We start from the raw sequence: 20773 nt of genomic DNA, 5'->3' as shown, positions 1-20773 counted from the left end.
GAACAGGTGATTAATTAACTGCTTTTGACAATGTCTGGCTGATGCTGCCGTAATCCGTAATAATGGAATACGTGACGGTTGAGCCACTCACATTGCCGGGCAATGCAAAGTGCGTTTCAGTTTTAGGAGTGGCCCAGGTGGCTTTTTCTACTTTATGGCCGTTCAGCGTCACCTTCTGGAAGTTCATATAAAAAGGCGTTGGGTTATTGACAACCAGATCGTTGCCTTCACGATGCCATTCAAGCTTATCGGCGACCTCTTCAGGTCTGCCTTTAACCGCAGAGGGGCGATACAGCAATTTAATGCGCGTATTAATCGCAATTTGTAGCGTGTTGATTCCTTCAACGTGCTTTGAGGAAGGAATGGCTTTGATATTCAGCCAGTACAAGGATTCACGATCTTCCGGTAAATTACCGCCGGTGCGCACCACGCGCAGCACGTTATCTTCTTTTGCGTCAAGGCGGAAAAGCGGTGGGGTAATCAGGAACGGGGCTTTTGCCAGGTTTTTACCGCCGGAATCAACCCAGGACTGCACCAGATAATCCGTCGCATCTGGATTTGAAAGACCAAGAGAGGATTCCTTTTTATCTCCCTGGTAAACCAGTCGTGTGCCATTAATAATGACACCGGCATGTGCAGTGGCGGCTACCAGTAAAAGTGTGCTCAGTAAATAACCATGACGCATAAAGATTTCTCAATAAATAGAAGAGATATTAATGCTCGCAAAAGCATTAATATCTCAGGATTGATAAGATCAGTTATAAATAACGGTGAAGGTCGATACAGAGTTAGCCGGGCCTGCGGTGATCGCGGATCCCGTTTGAATATAGCGTGCGCCAAACTCCAGATCGTTAACCGCCGTGCCGGAGGTTAATGGATATTGCTGAGAAGGGGTATACAAGCTGACCGGTTGTTCTGAGGAATCAACCAGCTGAATAGCGACACCCGTTGCCGCATCGACATCAGGGGTTAACGCCAGCGCAGCATTGTTATTTGAATCCGGGGTACCGCCGAAGTTAATCGCTGCGGAGGTGACCGTTTCCGGGCAATTAGTTAACTGAATATCAAACTTGGTTAATGTGCTGGTAGATCCTGTACCGGTAAATACCGTTTTAGAGACTTTACCTAACTGCACGTTTAACGGGTTGCTTAACCCATTAACAACCTGACAAGCCGAATCGATAATTTCACCGGTGAAGTTAATCTGCCCTTCACCATTTGTTGCCGCAAATGCCGATGCGGAACATCCCACCGCTGCGGCGATCAATAAACCTAAAGCAACCTTGTTCATAATAAATCCTGCTATGTTTCTGGCGCGAACGTTGCCTGGACGTTTTCACCGTTGACCTTTAATGACTTTCCGGTGGTTATTTAATCAAAAAATATATGTTCAAGATTCTTCTATAGAAATCACAAATAATTGAAAAAGTGCTTGAGTTTATTTTTTGTCATAAAAACAGCAGGTTGATGTCGTTGATAAAAGACTAACGGCAAGGCGTTCTTCAGGGCTATATTGTTAATAAGATGATGCTGTCAGGAGAGAAGTTGTGGATTATCGCAAAATTATCAAAGAGGTAGGGCGAGGAAAAAATCACGCCCGTGATCTGGACCAGGAAACGGCCCATGCGCTGTACACCCATATGCTGAACGGCGATGTGCCAGAACTTGAGCTGGGCGGCATCCTGATCGCGCTGCGTATTAAAGGTGAAGGTGAAGCCGAGATGCGCGGTTTTTATGACGCGGTGCAGGCGAAAACGATGCGCTTAACGCCGCCCGTTACGAAGCCGATGCCGATTGTAATTCCCAGCTATAACGGGGCACGTAAGCAGGCGAACCTGACGCCGCTGCTGGCCATTTTGCTTAACAAGCTTGGGTTCCCGGTTGTCGTACACGGCGTCAGCGACGATCCAACGCGCGTGCTGACGGAAACGATCTTTGCGCTGCTGGGTATCGAACCGACCCTGCATGCGGGTCAGGCGCAGGCGAAGCTGGACGGGCATCAGCCAGTCTATATACCGGTACGCGCGCTCTGCCCGCCGCTGGAAAAACAGCTTGAAATGCGCTGGCGTATGGGGGTGCGCAACAGTGCCCACACGCTGGCGAAACTGGCCACGCCGTTTGATGAAGACGCCGCCCTGCGTCTTTCCAGCGTATCGCACCCGGAGTACGTGACGCGTGTTGGCAAGTTCTTTGAGGACATTGGCGGACGGGCGTTATTGATGCACGGAACGGAAGGGGAGGTGTATGCCAACCCACTGCGCTGCCCGCAAATCATGTTGATTGATTCCGCCGGCTCGCGTGCAGTGCTTGAACGAGGGGAAGAGAGCAGGGATGTGGCCCTGCCGCAGGCAAAAGATCCGCACACCACCGCGCATTGGATCGTTGAGTGTCTGGCGGGCAATGTCCCCGTTCCGCACGCCATCAGGCTGCAAATGGCCTGCTGTTTGCTGGCGACTGGTGAGGTGGACTCAGTGGATGCCGGACTGCAGCGCGTCGCGCAGTCGTTTTAGGCAAAAAAAAGCCCGTCCAGTGGCGGACGGGCAAGCAAGGGTAACAAACAACAGGGTCAATGAGGGTTGGAGCAGCTCACCAGAGGGTTTGGCGAGGGGACAGCATTCATTCAGGCGATTATTTGTAGATAACCGCGGTACCGCTCAGCTTGTTATTGCCGTTAGCGGAGGTAATGGTGTATCCGCTTGCACCGGCAGCAGCCGCTTTCTCAGCCAGTTTGGCTTCCAGACCGTCCAGGGTGGTCGCGCCATCAGCACTCACCACACCGACTTTGTTCATGTTCTGTGCCTGAGCAGAAGAGACTGGCTCTACGGCGAAAGCGCCGAAAGACAGAGCGGACAGGGCAACAGCAGCTACAGCATATTTGATGGTTTTCATAAGTAATCTCTCGCAGGTGTTTCTGTTAAGGGGACGATGTTCCGTCGATGTGATGAGTATCACGTTTTTTCTTGAGAGATAAAATCGAAGAGAATTGACGTGGTCAATCAAAAAAATTGAATGACAAATAACTTATTGATTACTAATAAATTCAAAGTGGCGCTTTACACTTCTTGTGGATGCGCTTTACAGAACAAAAATGAAGGGCACATTTTGCTACGCGGTTCGCTAAAAATCGTGAGCGTAAAGGTAAGCGCCCCGGCGGTTAACTTAGGTAAAGGAAAGTCAACGTAACTGGCTGTCTTTCGAACCTCTGCGATTATAACCTGGATGTGAAGCATTTTTTGAATCTTTATTCTGCTGACACGTAATGCATAACCTTACGCCTGGCATGGCTTTTCGCCGCGCCTCCGGGATCGGTTCTCCACACTCTTCGCACTCCTCCAGGCTTTCGCCGCGCGGGATTTCACCGCGAGCGCGCGCAACCGCATCTTCAATCGTACTGTTGATCTGTTCGTTTACGGCGTCATCATTCGCCCAACCGGAAGCCATAGCATCCTCCTGAAATGGTGTTATGCCCTGCTTTTAATATGGGGTTAAAAAATGAACAATCAAGGCGAGGAAGAGAGCAAACTGCATCTGGCAGGCAGATGCAGTCATGGGGTGGGGCAGATTATTTATAGATGGTCGCTGTGCCGTACATATGGTTATCTCCGCCAGCGGAATTCACCACGAAGCCTTTTGCACCTTCCTGGCGGGCTTTTTCCGCCAGTTTATTCTGCAGATCGTCCAGGTTACTTGCGCGGCTTACGGAGACGGTGCCTGCAGGCTGAAGCTGGCTGGTGTCGGTACTCTGGGTCAGCGACTGAACGGCCATCGCAGAAAATGACGCGGTCGTCAGGGCGGTAGCGATAACAACAAGGGTCAGGTACTTTTTCATAATCACATCCTCATGAGGAAACAACAGGTGATTCCCATTAAGTTTAGAAGCCTGACGAGTGTGACTTAGCGCAAATATTTGATGATGATCTGCTTATTTTTTGAACGATAATAATTGACATTGCGCTGACAGATCATAGACATAAAGGTGTTTGATTTATGGCGGCTTTTTAAGCGCCGCAGAGAAAGATTTACCGTTGGGCCAGCAAAGGGTATCTTACGCCGCTGTTTAAAGGAGAACGCCATGACTTCCCAAAAGCCGGGATTGCACCCACGAAACCGCCACCGCAGCCGCTACGACATGAATGCGTTATGCCTGAGCTGCCCGCCGTTAAAGGACTATATTGTCCAGACCCCCGCGGGTGAACCTTCGGTCAACTTTGCTGACCCCCAGGCGGTTAAAATGTTGAACAAAGCGCTGCTCGCACATTACTACGGTGTGGCGAACTGGGATATTCCGGAAGGCTTTCTCTGTCCACCCGTTCCGGGCCGCGCGGATTACCTTCATCACCTTGCCGATCTTCTGGCTGAAGACCGTGATGGCATTATTCCTCAGCAGGCGACCGTGCTGGATATCGGCACCGGGGCGAACCTGATTTACCCGCTGATCGGCGCGCATGAGTATCACTGGCGCTTTACCGGAAGCGAGATCGGTGCCGAGGCCTTCGCCAGCGCCCAGGCGATTATCAACGCGAACCCGGGATTAAGCCGCGCCATTCGCCTGCGTCGTCAGAAAGAGGCCGCCTCAATCTTCAACGGCATTATTCATAAAAATGAAACCTATGACGCCACGATGTGCAACCCGCCGTTCCACGATTCGGCGGCAGCGGCCCGCGCGGGCAGCGAGCGCAAGCGCCGCAACCTGGGTCAGGCTGAAGACGCCGCGCTGAACTTCGGCGGTCAGCAGCAGGAGCTGTGGTGTGAAGGCGGCGAGGTGGCCTTTATCCTGCGCATGATTGCGGAAAGCAAACAGTTTGGCCGTCAGGTGAAGTGGTTTACGACGCTGGTTTCCCGCGGAGATAACCTGCCGCCACTTTACCGCGCGCTCACCGAAGCGGGCGCGGTGAAAGTAGTGAAAAAAGAGATGGCGCAGGGCCAGAAGCAAAGCCGCTTTATCGCCTGGTCATTTATGGACGATAACAAACGTCGCAAATAGCGCTGCGTCGCAGGCCGGGTCAGGCGAAGCCGCCACCCGGCAATCCGGCTACAGCGTCGGCTCCTGCGGAGGGAGCGGCGCTGCGGGCGGCGGCAGGACCTGATACGTCTGTACCGGCATCCGCACGTTCGCCAGATCGAAGTGCTTTTTCACCATGCTGTCGAGCGCAAAGCGCACCGTCCACTGCTTCAGCGGCTGGGTGGTGAACGACACGCGCAGGGTAAAGGCCGTGTTCGTCAGCCCGACAATGCCGGCAAATGACGGCTCGCCAATCACCAGCCCGCGAATATCTTCCATCTGCATCAGCTCTTCTACCGCATCGCGCAGCGCCTGCTTCGCTTTATCGGCATCCTCATGACGGTCCACATCGTAGTTCGCCACCACGGAACCAATGCCGCGCACAAAGTTGGCAAAGGTGGTGATCGAGGACCAGGGGATGATGTGGTACGCCCCGGTATCCTGACGCACGCCCACCGAGCGAATCGACATCCGCTCCACCGTGCCGGTCAGCGGCCCGATGGTCACCAGATCGCCCGTGTTCATCCCGTTCTCAAACTGGATAAAGATGCCGGTAATAATATCCTTCACCAGCGTTTGCGACCCGAAGGAGATCGCCAGCCCCAGGGCACCTGCACCGGCCAGCAGCGGGGCGATATTCACCCCGATTTCTGACAGCACAATCATGATGGTGATGGTACTGATGATGACCGCCAGCGCGTTGCGGAACAGCGTCAGCAAGGTGCGGGCCCGCGCGCTGGGCAGGGGCCTGCCGTGAATATCCGACACCAGACGGTTCTCGATGAGGCTCGCCAGCAGCGTCCATCCGACGGCAGAGAAGAACAAAATCAGCGCGATGCGAATCAGAATGTCGACCGTTTTTTCACCTGCGCCGTTATGCAGCCAGTTCCAGAAATCAAACAGGCTCCACGCGTTAAGGAGCAGCATGATCGCCACGCAGACGGTGAGAATGCGCGCCACCTTGAGGGATACCGACATCCAGCCGTTCACCCGTTTTTGCAGTTCCGGGTAATTACGCTGTACCTGCGGCGACAGGGTGATGGTTTTCGAGATCCAGCGCGACAACAGCCCCGACACAAACGCCGCAATGCCGATAATCGCCAGGCTTTTGAACGTCGCCCCCATCATAAATTTCAGGCTGTTTCCCGGGTCGAACAGCGAGAAGAAGCACAATACGATGAAGTAGGCGCTTGCCAGCCAGTGCCACACCAGGGCGAATGCGCGAATAAACAGGCTGAAGAACGAGAGGGAACGATCGGCCAGATGCAGCAGGCTCTCGGTGATGGTCTTTTTATTGTGGAAGATAAGGTACAGCGACCAGACGGTAATGCAGAGCATGATAATGACGTTTGCCAGCGCGCCAAACTGGACGTTCACCTGGTTGGAGATGATCGGCACGGCAACCAGCAGACCGTAGCCAATCAGCCCGCTGAGCACGCTCAGGCGCAGCGCCCAGTATGTTGCGCTCTCGTCCCGAATGGAGAAGGGACGCAGCGCCGGCACGTGAGGGCAAAAGAGTAACCGCAGCAGCGCCTTGAAGAACTCAATCAGGGCAAAGGCATTCAGGAAAAGCGACTGCTGGAAGGCGATGGTTTTGTTGCCCGCGTTCAGCCTGTCGGCCAGCATCTGGCCTAAGAACAGCGTCAGCGCCAGCAGCAGTAAATCGATGATAAACGCTGAGGCGATCATCAGCGGCAGGTGCAGCCAGCTGCTTTTCTGCTGATTCTTTCTGCGTCCCCAATGCCCCATTTTGCGGTACAGCGGCCACGCGCACAGGCGCACCAGCCAGTAAAAAAAGAAGACTGCACCGGCCAGCATCAGGAACTGCATGGCGGCGGCGGTAAACGTTTGTGGGTTAAACGGCTTATGCGGTGAGCCAATCAGGTTGCGGTAAAGCTGGGCAAAGCGCGAGGAGAGCGCTTCCCCATAGTGGCGGCTCACGTCGGTGACATTTTCCAGCACCGTTTTTTGCTCCTCCACCTGCGGAGGGGTGAGGGTCGGAACGGTTTCCTGGGGCGGCGTGGCGGCGGCTTTGCGCAACTGCTCGATTAATTCCTTTCGGGAGGTGTCGTTCTCAAGAACGTCGGCAAGCGCGCCGTAAGCCGCTTTCTTCTGTTCAACATCCGGTTCCGGAGGGGGGGTACTTTGCTGGCTGGCGGTTGTTCCGGTGGTCACACCGGGGATCGCGACGGCGAACGATGGCGCACTAAACAGGCTAATCAACAGCAACAGGATCCACGGCACGGCGTCCTCCGGTGAAAATGTCGAACAAAATGATAAGTATAGAAGTCGGGACGCGGAGGGGGATTTTTGGGAACAATCTGGCGTAAAAAAGCCGGGCAGGCCCGGCTTAGCGTAACGCGAGGGATCAGGAGACGTGCTGCAGGAACTCCTGCAAACGCGGGCTCGGCGGGTTCGCAATCAATTCCTGCGGGTTACCGTCTTCCGCGATACGGCCTTTATCAATAAAGATCAGGCGGGACGCCACTTTCTCCGCGAAGCCGATTTCGTGGGTCACGATAACCATCGTCATCCCTTCTTCCGCCAGATCCTGCATGACCTTCAGCACCTCGTGACGCAGCTCCGGGTCGAGTGCGGACGTAGGTTCATCAAACAGCATTAACTTCGGCTTGACCGCCAGCGCACGGGCAATCGCCACGCGCTGCTGTTGACCACCGGACAGCTCGGAAGGGTAGTGGTGCGCGCGTTCAGCCAGGCCGACTTTCGCCAGCAGATCTTTGGCCAGCGCTTCTGCCGCCGCTTTGTTGGCACCGCGCACGCGCAGCGGGCCAAACATCACGTTCTCCAGCGCCGTCAGGTGCGGGAAAAGGTAGAACTGCTGGAACACCATGCCCGCTTCCTGACGAATCAGACGGTCATCCACTTTCGGGTCATTCACCTTCAGACCGTCGACAATCAGGTCGCCGCTGGTGATCTCTTCCAGCTTGTTGATGCAGCGCAGCAGGGTAGACTTACCGGAGCCGGATGGCCCGATAATCACCACCACTTCACCCTGTTTGATGTTCAGATCGATATTGTGCAGCACCTGGGTTGGGCCAAAGTGCTTGGAAACGTTTTTAAATTCAATCACAGGATTTTCATCCTTCTTTCAAGACGACGCAGAACGAAGCTCAGAACCAGAGTAATGATCAGGTAGACAACGGCCACCGCACTCCAGATTTCCAGCGCGCGGAAGTTGCCAGCAATGATCTCCTGCCCCTGACGGGTCAGTTCGGCCACGCCGATAACAATGAACAGCGACGTATCTTTAATGCTGATGATCCACTGGTTACCCAGCGGTGGCAGCATGCGACGCAGCGCCAGCGGCAGAATAACGTGGCGGATCGTTTCGCGACGTGAAAGGCCTAATGCCAGACCGGCTTCACTGAACCCTTTATGAATCGACAGCACCGCACCGCGGGTAATTTCCGCAATGTAGGCGCCCGAGTTAATCATAATGGTGACGACGGCGGCGCTGAACGGGTCGATGCGCAGGTCGGTGAATGCCATAGGCAGGGCGAAGTAGATGAACATGACCTGCACGACAATGGGGGTTCCGCGGATCACTTCGATGAAAACCAGTGCGATGTGGTTTGCAATCCAGCCACCGTAGGTGCGGGCGAAACCGGCGACAAGACCGATAATCAACCCGCCAACCAGACCCAGGACCGAAATCCACAGGGTCATTTTAGCGCCTTCAAGCAAGAGTGGAATGGCAGGCCAGATGGCGCTCCAGTCAAACTGCATGATGTATTCCTGTATACCGTGGTGAAAAACGAAAAACGTAGGCCCGGTAAGCGGCAGCGCCACCGGGCGTTACAAACCTGAATTCAGGTGAAATTATTTAGGCTCGGTACCGAACCATTTTTTGTAGATTTCGTTATAGGTGCCGTTCTCTTTCAGCGTTTTCAGCGCGCCGTTAACTTTCGTGCGCAGGTCGTCGCTGCCTTTCGGGAAGGCGATACCGTACTGCTGAGCTTCCAGAGATTCGCCCACAGATTTGAACTTGCCGTTGCCCGCGGTTTTGATGAAGTACAGGATGTTTGGCGTGTCGTGCAGCACTGCGTCAGCGCGGCCGGTACCCAGCTCCATGTACGCATTGTCGATGTTCGGGAACTGGCGCAGGTCTTTGGTTTTGATATTCGCTTTCGCGTAATCAACTGACCCGGTGCCGCTCTTCACTGCCACCACTTTGCCGTCGAGATCTTTCACGCTTTTTACGTCGTTATTATCGGCTTTGACCATCACCAGCAGGCCGCTTTTGTAGTAGCCGTCAGAGAAGTCGATCGCTTTTTTACGCTCGTCGGTAATGGTGATACCCGCCAGCGCCAGATCAACGTTCTTGGTTTGCAGTGCCGGGATGATGCCGCTGAAGTCCATCGGCTTCAGGGTATAATCCAGCTTGAGTTCTTTTGCGACTGCGGCCCACAGATCCACATCAAAACCAACGTATTTATCACCCTGTTTGAATTCAAACGGAACGAACGCCGTGTCGGTCGCCACAACCAGTTTGTCGGCAGCCTGAGAGGACACCGCAAAAGCGAGGGTAAGTGCAGCCAGTGAAACTTTTAATACAGACTTCATAGCATTTCCTTTTATATCCACGGGGCGATCCCCTGCGAGAACAGGTGGCACAATGAAAAAATCGTGCCAACTTTACAAGCTGTTGTTTTGCAAAGGGGATGATGTCATGCATTGCACAATAAATGGGGCAATGAGGTTTTATTGCACCAAAGTGGAGCACTGTTTTGGTGCGCCTCGTTTGGCTCAACTGACGGGGAGATATTTAGCGTAAATTCTGACGAAAAAACAATCTTCCGTTAACGGTTGTGTGAGGTGATTATTACAATTTCTTCACTTTTGCACGTTCTCAGGCAAAAAACGTGCACCATAGATGTGCAAAACCCTCACCGGAAGGCGAGGGTTTGATAGAAAATTCGTATGAATTATTCGATGTTAGATTCGATGAACCACAGGAACTGATCCAGATCGCGGGACGCGGCGGTGAAGATATCTGCGGTATCTTCGTCTTTCGCTTCGCTAATCGCTTTGCGCACATCGTTCGCCACAATCGCGTAGCGGTCCGCCAGCTCTTTCAGGTGATCCTGAACGGTATGGATATCCAGCGGATAGCTTTTCAGCGGGGTTTTGCTGTTGATCACCTGTGTGGTACCCAGCGCCACGCCGCCTAACTGAACGGCACGTTCAGCCATCGTATCGAGGTGGGTAACCAGTGCTGTGCGGAAGCCATCCAGCATTTCATGAACGGCAATAAAGTTTGCACCGCGCATATTCCAGTGGGCCTGTTTGGTGATCAGCGAAAGATCGATGAACTGGATCACCTGGCGATTCAGCAACTCAATGGTCGCTTTTTTGTCGCTGTCCGATACATCGTTACGGGTATAAAGCAGATTAGACGCTTTCGTTTTCACCAGTTTAGCGGTACTCATAATCTCATATCCTCTTGATGTTTATGTCCCAGGTAATTACGGAACTAAGTATAGCACCGGATTTTTTCTCTGCGGTTTGGCTGTGCCTATCGGTTTAATAGCGAGAAGGAGGTTGAGAAATTAATGTATTGAAAATATTGAATAATTTTTAAATTGATACAGATCAATCTTAATTGCTGAATGAGGAACTCAGCGCAGAGGGATATTTAGCTGGCAGGAATCAGAGTGTAAGAAATTATAACGACTGTCTTTTTGGCCTTTATTCTGCATGGCGTGGAAGCCATGCAGAATATATGGCCTTAGTTGATATCCACTTTCTCAACTTTAGGTTCGGGGCGCATGGTGAGCGTCGATCCCATTGATGCCGCGATAATCGAGCAGAGCGCCAGCGTCTGGGTCAGTGTCAGGGTTTCACCGAGAAACACCATCCCGGAAATGGCTGCAAGCGCAGGCTCCATGCTCATCAGGGTGCCAAATATGCGCGTCGGCAGACGCGTAAGGGCAATCATCTCCAGAGAGTAGGGGAGTGCGGTAGAGAGAATCGCAACCGCCAGCCCGATGGGCATGACGGACCATTGCCAGATCGATTCTGTCGCCTGCGCCATGCCGATGGGCACAAACACGATGGCCGCAATCAGGGAACCCAGCGCCACCGTTGCCGGTCCGTGCTCTTCCCCTGCGCGCTGGCCGGTGAGGATATAGACAGCCCAGCAGGCACCTGCGCCCAGCGCCAGCGCTGCGCCCGTCAGGTCAATCTCAGAAACACTCTGGCCCAGCGGCAGCAGGAACCATAAGCCCAGTACGGCCAACACGACCCAGATAAAATCGACCGGACGTCGGGAGGAGAACAGCGCCACCGCCAGCGGGCCGGTAAACTCCAGCGCGACGGCAATACCCAGCGGTATCGTCTGGATGGAGAGGTAGAACAGGTAGTTCATCGCCCCCAGGGAGAGTCCATAAAACAGCAGCGGTAAACGCTGCTCCTTTTTAAAGCGCAGTCGCCACGGTTTGAAAATGACCACCAGTATCGCCGTGCCCAGAACAATACGCAGGGCGGTCACCCCGGGCGCGCCAACCAGTGGAAAAAGCGATTTTGCCAGCGAGGCGCCGCTTTGAATGGACAACATGGCAATGAGTATGACTGCAACCGGCAACCAGACCGACGACGTGCGGGATAACCCAGGCATCCTTTCTCCTGTCAGCTTATGTCAAATGAGGTAAAGGTTGCAGTGTAAAGGAAATATGCGGCGACGGTTGAGGCGCTGTTGAAAAAAAAGCAGGTGAAATCCGTAAAATGGATAAGCGCTGGTGGATTTATCGCCTGTCAGATTAGGAATAATCTGGATGAATGTAACGGCGCAGACGCGCACTATGCGCATTTAGTAGTGAAAATTGCATGTGATTTGAAAGAGATAGCTTACGCTGGAAACGTTCTGTTACAGGAAAGGCTTCATTAGACATCACGAATCACAAAGAGTTTCGCAAATTTTTTTGATATATTTAAAACTTACGGACTTACTTGGATCACATTTGAGGTAGTTATGAAAAAAATTGCATGTCTTTCAGCACTGGCCGCTGTACTGGCTGTTTCCGCAGGTACCGCTGTAGCTGCTACTTCTACTGTTACTGGTGGTTACGCTCAGAGCGACTATCAGGGCGTGATGAACAAAGCTAACGGTTTCAACCTGAAGTATCGTTACGAGCAGGATAACAACCCACTGGGCGTGATCGGTTCTTTCACCTACACCGAGAAAGATCGTTCTGAAAACGGCGCATACAACAAAGGCCAGTACTACGGTATCACTGCTGGTCCAGCTTACCGTCTGAACGACTGGGCAAGCATCTACGGTGTTGTAGGTGTTGGCTACGGTAAATTCCAGCAGACCGAAAACGAAGGTCTGAACCGCACTGCAAGCAACAGCGACTACGGCTTCTCCTATGGCGCAGGCCTGCAGTTCAACCCAATCCAGGACGTTGCTCTGGACTTCTCCTATGAGCAGAGCCGTATCCGCAACGTTGACGTTGGCACCTGGATCGCGGGCGTAGGTTACCGCTTCTAATCACTTCGGTGATTAAATAAAAAATCCGCCCACTGTGGCGGATTTTTTTTGTCGAAGATAAAAGCAAAACGGCAACCTGAGGTTGCCGTTTTGAGTGTTGGTTCCCTCTCCCCGTGGGAGAGGGCATCGGTCCGCACGAGACGGCAATTACTTATTCTTAATATCAAAAATATCCGTACCCAGATGGTTGTAGTCAACTTTCTGTAACTTGAAGTTGGTAACGTACACTGGGGGAGCTTTCTTGTTAGAGACAAACGGATAAACATTTTTTATCTGCCCGGCGGTAATCCCCGTCCACTGCGAGAAAAACTGCAGGAAATCATTTGCTGAACGGCGTGCTTTAATGACGCGATGCGTTTTATCGTCACTCGACAGCACCATAAACGGCACCTGGAAGTTCTGCTGGAACTTGTCATCGTGCGCCAGATACTGCACCTCTTTACCGCGCTCTTTAAACGCCAGCCCGTGATCCGAGAAATAGACCATGGAGAAGCTGTCGCCCGTATTGCGCAGCTGATCGTACAGCTTGCTCAGCAGGTCGTCGGTTTGCGTCATGGTGTAGAGATAGCAGGAGGTCTCTTTGGACTGCACAAACTCCGCGTACTTTCCGCCTGTCCGATCGCAGGCCTGTGGGTGCGACCCCATGAGGTGCAGAACGATCAGCTGCGGCTGGGTGCGCGGGGTGGCGAAGACCTGCGCCGTCATTTTCAGCAGCGCTTCGTCTTTAGTGTTTTTGTCAGCTTCAAAGTCGCCATTTTTCAGGAACTGCACTTCGTCAGCCCGCTTGGCGATGCTGGCAATCGCCGTATCGTATTCGCCAATTTGCCCCTGATTAGAGAACCACCACGTCTGAAAACCCGCGCGGTTTGCCAGGGTGACGAAATTATCCTGATACTGCGGTTTGCCATCCACCACCCGGTTAAGGGTCAGACCGAGTGATTTCTGCGTCGAGCCGCTGGCCGCGACATAATCGGTAAACAGGGTGCCTTTGACCGAACTGGCAAACGGGGTGTTATTCCAGTGGCCGCCAAACGCGCCCATTGCATCGCGACGCGCGCTTTCACCAATCACCACTACATAGGTGTGATATTTCGGCTTCACGGCCAGCACGTTCCAGGTATCTTTCATATTGGAAAGCTCAGCCATGCGGGCCTGTTCGTCGAGAACCTCTTTATTATTGACAACGACGTCTTTCACGAAGCGGAAAACCGGATAGCCGATATTGGTGAGCCTTAGCTTACCGTCCCAGGGAATGTTCTGGATGGGGGCGACAAACGCCACGGCAATGCTGAACACCAGACAGAGTATTTCGATCTTACCCCAGGATTTTTTCTCGCCCGGCTGACGACGAATGGCGATAACGCCCAATGCGAAGATAAAGAGCCCGACCACGTAGCTGTACCACGGGAAGATCGTCAGGATCTCCGTCGACTCTTCCATATTGGTCGAGTGCAGCGCCAGCAGGGTATTAAAGTTTGGTGAGCCGTACGCCTGACCAAACGGGAAATAGAGTGCCGCAACCAGCGAACAGATGCCGATTAACGCTTTTTGCGCGCGCGGGGCGGCGCGCCATAGCACATGCAGAATGCAGGTGAAGGCCACCGCGTAGAGCAGACTAAAGGGATAACCCAGCGCAAAGTTAATCAGTAATGACTGCAAAAAGTAAAAACCCGTCCACGGGCTTAAGGCCCGGCTGCGGGTCACAACGGTATCTATCAGGGTTACATTCATAGGTCACTATCATGGATGAAAACGCCATGTGCTCACCCTGGCGTCAAGGGTCATAACCTGCCTGACAGTGCGTGGAGAGGGAATGAGGGTCCGCTTCAGCGAGCCGCAAATTGTGCAGGGCTGCAAGAAGATAGTGCGAGCGCTAAATAATATCAACAGTTGCTAAGCAGATGTTTTGCGAAGGGGATTGCAAATCCGTAAAAAAGATCGGGAATAAGGCGGCTGGGAGCCAGTTTAGAGCGAGATTGTGACGGGAAAATGAAGCGGCGTACCGCAACGCCGCTTAGTGGGAAGGTTTATCATCCTGATGCGGTTTGCCGTTAAACATATCGCACAGCATGTTCAGCAGCATTAAGCGCACTTTAAAGGGTGAGTGGGTAAACACGGTCATGCACCTCTTGAATTCGTTCATAAGACCTCCTGATTTTTGATCCCTTCGATCCGTGAAGGGTGACTGCATTACATACAGATATAGCACAAGCTATATTGTATAGCTATGGCTATTTCGTTAATTTTTTGTGCTTGTGGAGGGATGGTTTACAATGTGCGCTCTCGATACCGGGCGCTGGAAGCGTCACCCCACTGAGGAAGTACAATGAACCGTCGCGCAGGTAAGCCAACCATTAAAAAAACGACGCAACTGGTGAATGTTGAAGAGCATGTCGAAGGTTTTCGCCAGGTCCGTGAAGCGCACCGGCGTGAACTGATTGATGATTATGTTGAACTCATTTCCGATCTGATTCGTGAGGTCGGGGAAGCGCGTCAGGTCGATATGGCCGCCAGGCTGGGGGTATCGCAGCCAACTGTCGCAAAAATGTTAAAACGTCTCGCCTCCGTGGGCCTAATTGAAATGATCCCCTGGCGCGGGGTCTTTCTGACGCCGGAAGGGGAGAAACTCGCGCAGGAGAGCCGCGAGCGCCACCAGCTTGTCGAGAATTTTTTACTGGTGCTGGGCGTCAGCCCGGAGATTGCCCGCCGGGATGCGGAAGGCATGGAACACCACGTCAGCGAAGAGACGCTGGTGAAGTTTCGCGAATTTACCCTTAAATATGGTCCCTCCGCTGAATGAAAATCCCTGGACTGCAGGCCCTGGCACGCGATCGTTTCTTCCATCTCTTATTACTCACTGGCGCAGGGTTAAGCCTCTTTGTGCCGTTTGCGCCGCAGGCCTGGCCCGCTGCCATTGACTGGCGCACCATCATTACCCTGAGCGGCCTGATGATGCTCACCAAAGGGGTTGAGCTGAGCGGCTATTTTGACGTTCTGGGCCGTAAAATGGTGCGCCGCTTTGCCACCGAGCGCAGGTTGTCCCTGTTTATGGTGTTTTCCGCCGCGGTGCTGTCGACGTTTCTGACCAACGACGTGGCGCTGTTTATCATCGTGCCCCTCACCCTCACGCTGCGTAAGCTTTGCGAGATCCCGGTAAGCCGGCTGATCATCTTCGAAGCGCTCGCCGTTAATGCCGGTTCTCTGTTAACGCCCATCGGTAACCCGCAAAATATCCTCCTCTGGGGCCGTTCCGGGCTGTCGTTCGCCGCTTTTACCTGGCAGATGGCGCCGCTGGCGCTGGTGATGATGCTGTCGCTGCTGGCGGTCTGCTGGTTTGCGTTTCCGGATAAAAAACTGCAGTACCACAGCGGCACCACGGGCCCGCAGTGGCAGCCGCGTCTGGTCTGGAGCTGCCTCGGGTTATATATCGTCTTTCTGTTCGCGCTGGAGCTGAAGTATGAGGTGGCGGGCGTGTTGCTTGTCGCCGCGGGCTTTGTCGTCCTGGCGCGGCGCGTGCTGGTCAGCGTGGACTGGACGCTGCTGCTGGTCTTTATGGTGATGTTTATTGATGTGCATCTGCTTATCCAGCTTCCGGTGCTGCAAAACGTGCTCCACAGCGTCAGCACGCTGTCTCAGCCGGGACTGTGGCTGACGGCGATTGGCCTGTCGCAGTTTATCAGCAACGTGCCTTCCACCATTCTGCTGCTCAACTATGTTCCGCCGGACACGCTGCTGGCCTGGGCGGTGAATATCGGCGGGTTTGGGCTGCTGCCCGGCTCGCTGGCCAACCTGATTGCCCTGCGCATGGCCAACGATCGCCGCATCTGGTGGCGCTTCCATCTCTGGTCAATCCCGATGCTGGTTTGGGCCGCGGCGATCGGTTTCGGAATATTCCTTCTCATATAGTGCGCAATTTGTCAGTTTTTCCTGGCAAACGTATAGCAACGTCCTAGCTTTAGTGAACGGCATAGTGTGATGCCGCTCACTGACAGGACCGTTGCTGAACTATGGCTGAAGATCAAACTCCACCTGCTGACGAGCAGGACAAAAATAATAATGAGCGTAAGCGCCCGGGCAAAAAACCGTTAATTATCCTCGGCATTGTCGTGGTGGTGATGGTCGTCGTGGCGCTGGTCTGGTGGTTTTTAACCCGTAACGAAGAGACGACCGACGACGCCTTTACCGACGGCGACGTGGTGACGATTGCCCCGAAAACGGCAGGCTACGTCACCGAGCTGCGGGTGCGCGATAACCAGCGCGTGAAAAAAGGCGATCTGCTGGTGGTCATCGATCCGCGTGATACCACCGCGCAGCGCGATCAGGCCCAGGCCCAGCTTGGGCTGGCTATCGCGCAGCTGCACCAGGCCCAGGCGCAGCTCGCACTCTCCAAAGTGCAGTATCCCGCCCAGCGTGACGAAGCCAAAGCGCAGGTGCTGAAAGCGCAGGCCGATCTGGCGAACGCGCAGGCGGAGTATCGCCGCCAGCGCGGCGTCGATCCGCGGGCGACCACCCAGCAAAGTATTGATTCTGCGAATGCGCAACTGCGCAGTGCCCAGGCGGGTCTGGCCAGCGCTCAGGCGCAGCTGGAAGTGGCAGAGCAGGTACAGCTGCAAATTCGCCAGCAGGAAACCAACGTTGAAGCGCGCGAGCGTCAGGTCGAACAGGCCAAAGCGCAGCTGGAAACGGCCAATCTGAACCTCTCTTACACCGAAGTCCGCGCCCCATTCGACGGTTTTGTCACCAAACGCAACGTGCAGCCCGGCACGCTGGTGCAGGCGGGTACGGCGCTGTTCTCGCTGGTTTCGCCGAACGTGTGGGTGGTGGCGAACTTCAAAGAGTCCCAGCTTGAGCGCATGAAGCCCGGCGATAAAGTCACCGTGTCGGTCGACGCGTGGCCGGATATGGCGCTTGAGGGCCACGTTGACAGTATCCAGCAGGGCAGCGGCTCGCGCTTCTCCGCCTTCCCGGCTGAAAATGCCACCGGTAACTTTGTCAAAATTGTGCAGCGCGTGCCGGTGAAAATCGTGATTGATAAGGGGCTCGATCCGAACAAACCGCTGCCGCTGGGGCTGTCGGTCGCGCCGAAGGTGACGGTGGAATGACGGATCACAGCCACGACAGCTGGAAGCCCGCCAGCAATCCGTGGGCGGTGGCGATTGTCGTCACCCTGGCGGTGTTTATGGAAATTCTGGACACCACCATCGTGAACGTGGCGCTGCCCCACGTTGCAGGTTCGCTCTCGTCCAGCTATGACGAATCCACCTGGGTGTTAACCAGCTACCTGGTCGCGAACGGCATCGTGCTGCCCATCTCGGCGTTTCTGAGCCGGGTGTTCGGCCGCAAGCAGTTCTTCCTGATCTGCATCGTCATGTTCACCGTCTGCTCGTTCCTCTGCGGCATCGCCACCGAGCTGTGGCAGATCATCCTCTTTCGCGTGATGCAGGGCTTTTTTGGCGGCGGGCTGCAACCTACGCAGCAGTCGGTGCTGCTCGACTACTTCAAACCCGAGGATCGCGGCAAAGCGTTTGGGCTTTCCTCCATCGCCATCATCGTTGCGCCGGTCCTCGGCCCGACGCTGGGGGGCTGGATTACGGATAACTACTCCTGGCGCTGGGTGTTCTTTATTAACATTCCGGTGGGGATTGTGACGGTGCTGGCGATTTACCAGCTGCTGGAAGATCCGCCGTGGGAGAGCAAGTCTAAAGAGAAGCTGACCATCGACTGGACGGGGATCGGCCTGATCGCTTTAGGGCTTGGCTGCCTGCAGGTGATGCTTGACCGGGGAGAAGATGAGGACTGGTTCTACTCGAACTTTATCCGTACCTTCGCGGTGTTAACGCTAATCGGCATTATCGGTGCCATTTACTGGCTGGTGTATGCCAAAAAGCCGGTGGTGGATCTGCACTGCATGAAGGACCGCAACTTTGCGATTTCCAGCCTGCTGATGGCGGGGATGGCGATGATTTTGTACGGCAGCTCGGTGGTGATCCCCCAGCTGGCGCAGCAGGATTTAGGCTATACCGCCACCTGGTCCGGGCTGGTGCTGTCGCCCGGGGCGGTGCTGATTGTATTAACGATCCCGCTGGTGCTGAAGCTGATGCCGGTGGTGCAGACGCGCTGGATTATCGCCTTTGGCTTTACCTGTCTGGCGGTGTCGTTCTTCTGGTCTCGCACGCTCACTCCGGATATCGACTTCGAAACGCTGGTGCTGTTTCGCAGCGCCCAGTCGCTGGGGCTGGGGTTCCTGTTTGTTCCGCTGACCACCATTGCCTTTATTTCGATCCCGCGACGGCTGAACGCCGATGCGGCGGCGCTGTTTACCATGTTCCGTAACGTTGCGGGCTCGGTTGGGATCTCGCTGTCGACGGCGGCGATTACCGAGCGCTCGCAGGCGCACAGCGCGCATCTGGCGTACCACGCCTCGCCGTTTAACGAGCAGTTCCAGCAGGCGATACGCGAGAGCGCCCAGGCGATCCAGAATTTCACCACCCAGGTGGGGGATCCCACCGGGATTGCCACCGGACGCCTGTACCAGACCATGATTGAGCAGTCGCGCTTCCTGGCCTACATCGACGTCTTCACCCTTCTGAGCGCCGTGGCCTTGCTATTGATTCCGTTTTGTTTGTTGCTCTCGCCGGTTAAGAGCGAGGGGAGTGCAGGAGCACATTGATGATACACAGACGTTTACACCCCCTGATGATAATGATGCTGCTGGCAGGCTGCGCCGTCGGGCCGGACTATCAGCCGCCCGCGCCGCCTGCCGTGACGCACTGGAACGATAAGGGCGACAGCGGGGTAAAATCGCAGACGACCTCCGCCGCGACCAATCCGCGCTGGTGGAAGACCTTCGGCTCGCCGCAGCTCGACAGCCTGGTTGAGCGCGCCATCGCCGGAAACCTGACGCTGCAGCAGACGGTGCTGCGCATCGCCGGCGCGCGCGAGCAGATTAACCAGGCGGGCGGGGCGTTTTACCCGTCGGTGAACGGCAATCTGCAGGCGACGCGCCAGCAGCTCGGGCTGGAAGGGGAGCTGAAATCCCACGGCGTGTATGACCAGCTGGATAATGTCGATCCTGAGCTGCGGGGCGCGTTAGGCCCCCTGACGCAGCCGATCAACCTCTACCAGGGCAGCTTCGACGCCCAGTGGGAAATTGACCTCTGGGGCAAGGTGCGCCGACAGGTGGAAGCCGCCGAAGCGCAGCAGAAAGCCGCTATCGAGCAGCGTAACGACGCGCTGGTGTCGCTGGAGGCGGAAGTGGCGCGCGCGTGGCTCCAGCTGCGCGGGGCGCAGAGCATTATCGCCACGCTGAACACCCAGATTAAAAGCGCGCAGCAGACGCTGGATCTGACCGAAAGCCGCCAGCGGGGCGGGCTGTCGCCGCAGATGGACGTGGAGAATGCGCGGGCACAGCTGGGTAACCTGGAGGCGCAGCTGCCGCAGTACCAGGCGCAGGCGCGGCAGGCGATGAATGGCCTGGCGATCCTCCTTGGCAAGCCGCCGGGTGCGCTCGATGCGGAGTTACAAAGCGTGCAGCCGATGCCCGCATTGCCGGATATCGTGCAGACCGGCATTCCGTCGACGCTGGCGCGCCGCCGTCCGGACGTGCGTGAAGCTGAGGCGAACCTTCATGCCGCCACGGCGCAAATCGGCGTCTCGGTGGCGGAGCTGTTCCCGAGCTTTACCCTCTCCGGGCAGTTTGGCCTGCGCAACAGCGAAACCAACTGGCTGACCGACTGGAGCAGCCACTTCTACAGCTTTGGTCCGCAGGTCTCCATTCCCATCTTCCAGGGCGGTCGGCTGGTCTCCAGCGTGAAGGTGGCGCGCGCGCAGCAGGGGGCGGCGGTGCTGGACTATCGTCAGACGGTGCTCACCGCGCTTGGCGATGTCGAAAATGCGCTGGTGAGCTATCGCACCGACCAGCAGCGTGAAGCGGGTCTCGCAAAAACGATCGACGCTTTGCAAAACGCCTTTGATTTAGCCAGCGACAGCTACCGCCAGGGGATCGCCAGCTTCATTGACGTGCTGGACGCCCAGCGGCAGCTGGGCCAGGCCGAGCAGCAGCGCGCGCAGGCGCAGGTGCAAAGCGCGCTCGATCTGGTGGCGCTCTACAAGGCGCTCGGCGGCGGCTGGGAGCCGTATCAGCAGGTGCAATTACCGGACTACAGCGTCTTTGGCGACGCCCCGCGCGGATAAATTTTCAGAGGATTGGGCAAGAAACGGACAGGAACGCCACATTCGCGATGGCTGAGGGGCGGGTATAA

The 20773-nt window shown here is 55.2% G+C and carries 21 protein-coding genes; 8 read left to right on the top strand and 13 right to left on the bottom strand.

Going from position 1 to position 20773, the window contains the following annotated elements; genetic code table 11:
* Nucleotides 1–10: 10 nt before the first annotated feature.
* Nucleotides 11–685: a molecular chaperone gene (locus tag FHC52_RS14430; protein ID WP_063615830.1), complete on the bottom strand. Its 675-nt coding sequence runs from the start codon at nt 683–685 to the stop codon at nt 11–13.
* A gap of 69 nt (nt 686–754) precedes the next feature.
* Complete coding sequence (locus tag FHC52_RS14425; RefSeq protein ID WP_063615831.1) at nt 755–1291, bottom strand: fimbrial protein; 537 nt, start codon at nt 1289–1291, stop codon at nt 755–757.
* 256 nt (nt 1292–1547) lie between these two features.
* Between FHC52_RS14425 and ybiB the strand changes: the two genes are divergently transcribed.
* Complete coding sequence (ybiB, locus tag FHC52_RS14420) at nt 1548–2510, top strand: DNA-binding protein YbiB (protein ID WP_063615832.1); 963 nt, start codon at nt 1548–1550, stop codon at nt 2508–2510.
* A gap of 118 nt (nt 2511–2628) precedes the next feature.
* On the opposite strand, the gene ybiJ is transcribed toward ybiB, so the two are convergent.
* The 3 genes from ybiJ to mcbA form a co-directional block, all read right to left on the bottom strand.
* On the bottom strand, nt 2629–2889 hold the full coding sequence (ybiJ, locus tag FHC52_RS14415; protein WP_013097471.1) for a DUF1471 family protein YbiJ: 261 nt from the start codon (nt 2887–2889) through the stop codon (nt 2629–2631).
* 285 nt (nt 2890–3174) lie between these two features.
* Nucleotides 3175–3441 carry a DksA/TraR family C4-type zinc finger protein gene (locus FHC52_RS14410; protein WP_128301425.1) on the bottom strand — a complete coding sequence of 89 codons (267 nt, stop codon included), beginning with the start codon at nt 3439–3441 and terminating at the stop codon, nt 3175–3177.
* A 121-nt stretch (nt 3442–3562) separates the two neighbouring features.
* On the bottom strand, nt 3563–3829 hold the full coding sequence (gene mcbA, locus FHC52_RS14405) for a DUF1471 family periplasmic protein McbA (RefSeq protein WP_126287685.1): 267 nt from the start codon (nt 3827–3829) through the stop codon (nt 3563–3565).
* 243 nt (nt 3830–4072) lie between these two features.
* On the opposite strand from mcbA, the gene rlmF reads away from it, so the two are divergent.
* On the top strand, nt 4073–4984 hold the full coding sequence (gene rlmF, locus FHC52_RS14400; protein WP_008501167.1) for a 23S rRNA (adenine(1618)-N(6))-methyltransferase RlmF: 912 nt from the start codon (nt 4073–4075) through the stop codon (nt 4982–4984).
* 48 nt (nt 4985–5032) lie between these two features.
* On the opposite strand, the gene ybiO is transcribed toward rlmF, so the two are convergent.
* From ybiO to rhtA, 6 genes are all read right to left on the bottom strand, one after another.
* Nucleotides 5033–7246, bottom strand: coding sequence for a mechanosensitive channel protein (gene ybiO, locus FHC52_RS14395; protein WP_126287684.1), 2214 nt, complete (start codon nt 7244–7246; stop codon nt 5033–5035).
* 124 nt (nt 7247–7370) lie between these two features.
* Nucleotides 7371–8093, bottom strand: coding sequence for a glutamine ABC transporter ATP-binding protein GlnQ (glnQ, locus tag FHC52_RS14390; RefSeq protein ID WP_008501169.1), 723 nt, complete (start codon nt 8091–8093; stop codon nt 7371–7373).
* The gene (gene glnP / locus FHC52_RS14385; RefSeq protein ID WP_003858462.1) at nt 8090–8749 is read right to left on the bottom strand and encodes a glutamine ABC transporter permease GlnP; all 660 of its coding nucleotides are present in this window, start codon (nt 8747–8749) and stop codon (nt 8090–8092) included. The genes glnQ and glnP overlap by 4 nt, the downstream gene beginning before the upstream one ends.
* Before the next feature lie 93 nt (nt 8750–8842).
* Complete coding sequence (gene glnH, locus FHC52_RS14380; protein WP_008501170.1) at nt 8843–9586, bottom strand: glutamine ABC transporter substrate-binding protein GlnH; 744 nt, start codon at nt 9584–9586, stop codon at nt 8843–8845.
* A gap of 362 nt (nt 9587–9948) precedes the next feature.
* Nucleotides 9949–10452, bottom strand: a complete 504-nt coding sequence (dps, locus tag FHC52_RS14375; protein ID WP_008501171.1) for a DNA starvation/stationary phase protection protein Dps — start codon at nt 10450–10452, stop codon at nt 9949–9951.
* A gap of 299 nt (nt 10453–10751) precedes the next feature.
* Entirely contained in the window at nt 10752–11639 is an 888-nt protein-coding gene (rhtA, locus tag FHC52_RS14370) for a threonine/homoserine exporter RhtA (RefSeq protein WP_008501172.1), read from the bottom strand.
* A 354-nt stretch (nt 11640–11993) separates the two neighbouring features.
* Here rhtA and ompX point away from each other — a divergent pair, with 354 nt between their 5' ends.
* Complete coding sequence (ompX, locus tag FHC52_RS14365) at nt 11994–12512, top strand: outer membrane protein OmpX (RefSeq protein WP_008501173.1); 519 nt, start codon at nt 11994–11996, stop codon at nt 12510–12512.
* Between the two features lie 147 nt (nt 12513–12659).
* Here ompX and FHC52_RS14360 read toward each other — a convergent pair whose 3' ends face one another.
* Together FHC52_RS14360 and mntS are read right to left on the bottom strand one after the other, a co-directional pair.
* Nucleotides 12660–14243 (bottom strand): phosphoethanolamine transferase, encoded by a 1584-nt coding sequence (locus FHC52_RS14360; protein ID WP_046092308.1) that lies wholly within the window; start codon nt 14241–14243, stop codon nt 12660–12662.
* Between the two features lie 283 nt (nt 14244–14526).
* On the bottom strand, nt 14527–14655 hold the full coding sequence (gene mntS / locus FHC52_RS14355) for a manganase accumulation protein MntS (protein ID WP_008501175.1): 129 nt from the start codon (nt 14653–14655) through the stop codon (nt 14527–14529).
* 183 nt (nt 14656–14838) lie between these two features.
* On the opposite strand from mntS, the gene mntR reads away from it, so the two are divergent.
* The 5 genes from mntR to FHC52_RS14330 all read left to right on the top strand — a co-directional run bounded on the left by mntR (nt 14839) and on the right by FHC52_RS14330 (nt 20705).
* Entirely contained in the window at nt 14839–15312 is a 474-nt protein-coding gene (gene mntR, locus FHC52_RS14350) for a manganese-binding transcriptional regulator MntR (RefSeq protein WP_008501176.1), read from the top strand.
* Nucleotides 15309–16418, top strand: a complete 1110-nt coding sequence (locus tag FHC52_RS14345; RefSeq protein WP_063436505.1) for an anion transporter — start codon at nt 15309–15311, stop codon at nt 16416–16418. Before mntR ends, FHC52_RS14345 begins: the two co-directional genes overlap by 4 nt.
* 101 nt (nt 16419–16519) lie before the next feature.
* The gene (locus FHC52_RS14340; protein WP_008501178.1) at nt 16520–17614 is read left to right on the top strand and encodes an HlyD family secretion protein; all 1095 of its coding nucleotides are present in this window, start codon (nt 16520–16522) and stop codon (nt 17612–17614) included.
* On the top strand, nt 17611–19182 hold the full coding sequence (locus tag FHC52_RS14335) for a DHA2 family efflux MFS transporter permease subunit (protein WP_008501179.1): 1572 nt from the start codon (nt 17611–17613) through the stop codon (nt 19180–19182). The genes FHC52_RS14340 and FHC52_RS14335 overlap by 4 nt, the downstream gene beginning before the upstream one ends.
* The gene (locus FHC52_RS14330; RefSeq protein ID WP_220420125.1) at nt 19182–20705 is read left to right on the top strand and encodes an efflux transporter outer membrane subunit; all 1524 of its coding nucleotides are present in this window, start codon (nt 19182–19184) and stop codon (nt 20703–20705) included. The genes FHC52_RS14335 and FHC52_RS14330 overlap by 1 nt, the downstream gene beginning before the upstream one ends.
* Nucleotides 20706–20773 lie beyond the last annotated feature (68 nt).

The organism is Enterobacter sp. EC_64 (genome assembly GCF_019584165.1).
Taxonomy (GTDB): domain Bacteria; phylum Pseudomonadota; class Gammaproteobacteria; order Enterobacterales; family Enterobacteriaceae; genus Enterobacter; species Enterobacter roggenkampii.
The sequence above is the reverse complement of the archived record's forward strand: the minus strand, read 5'-3'. Positions and strand labels throughout refer to the sequence as shown.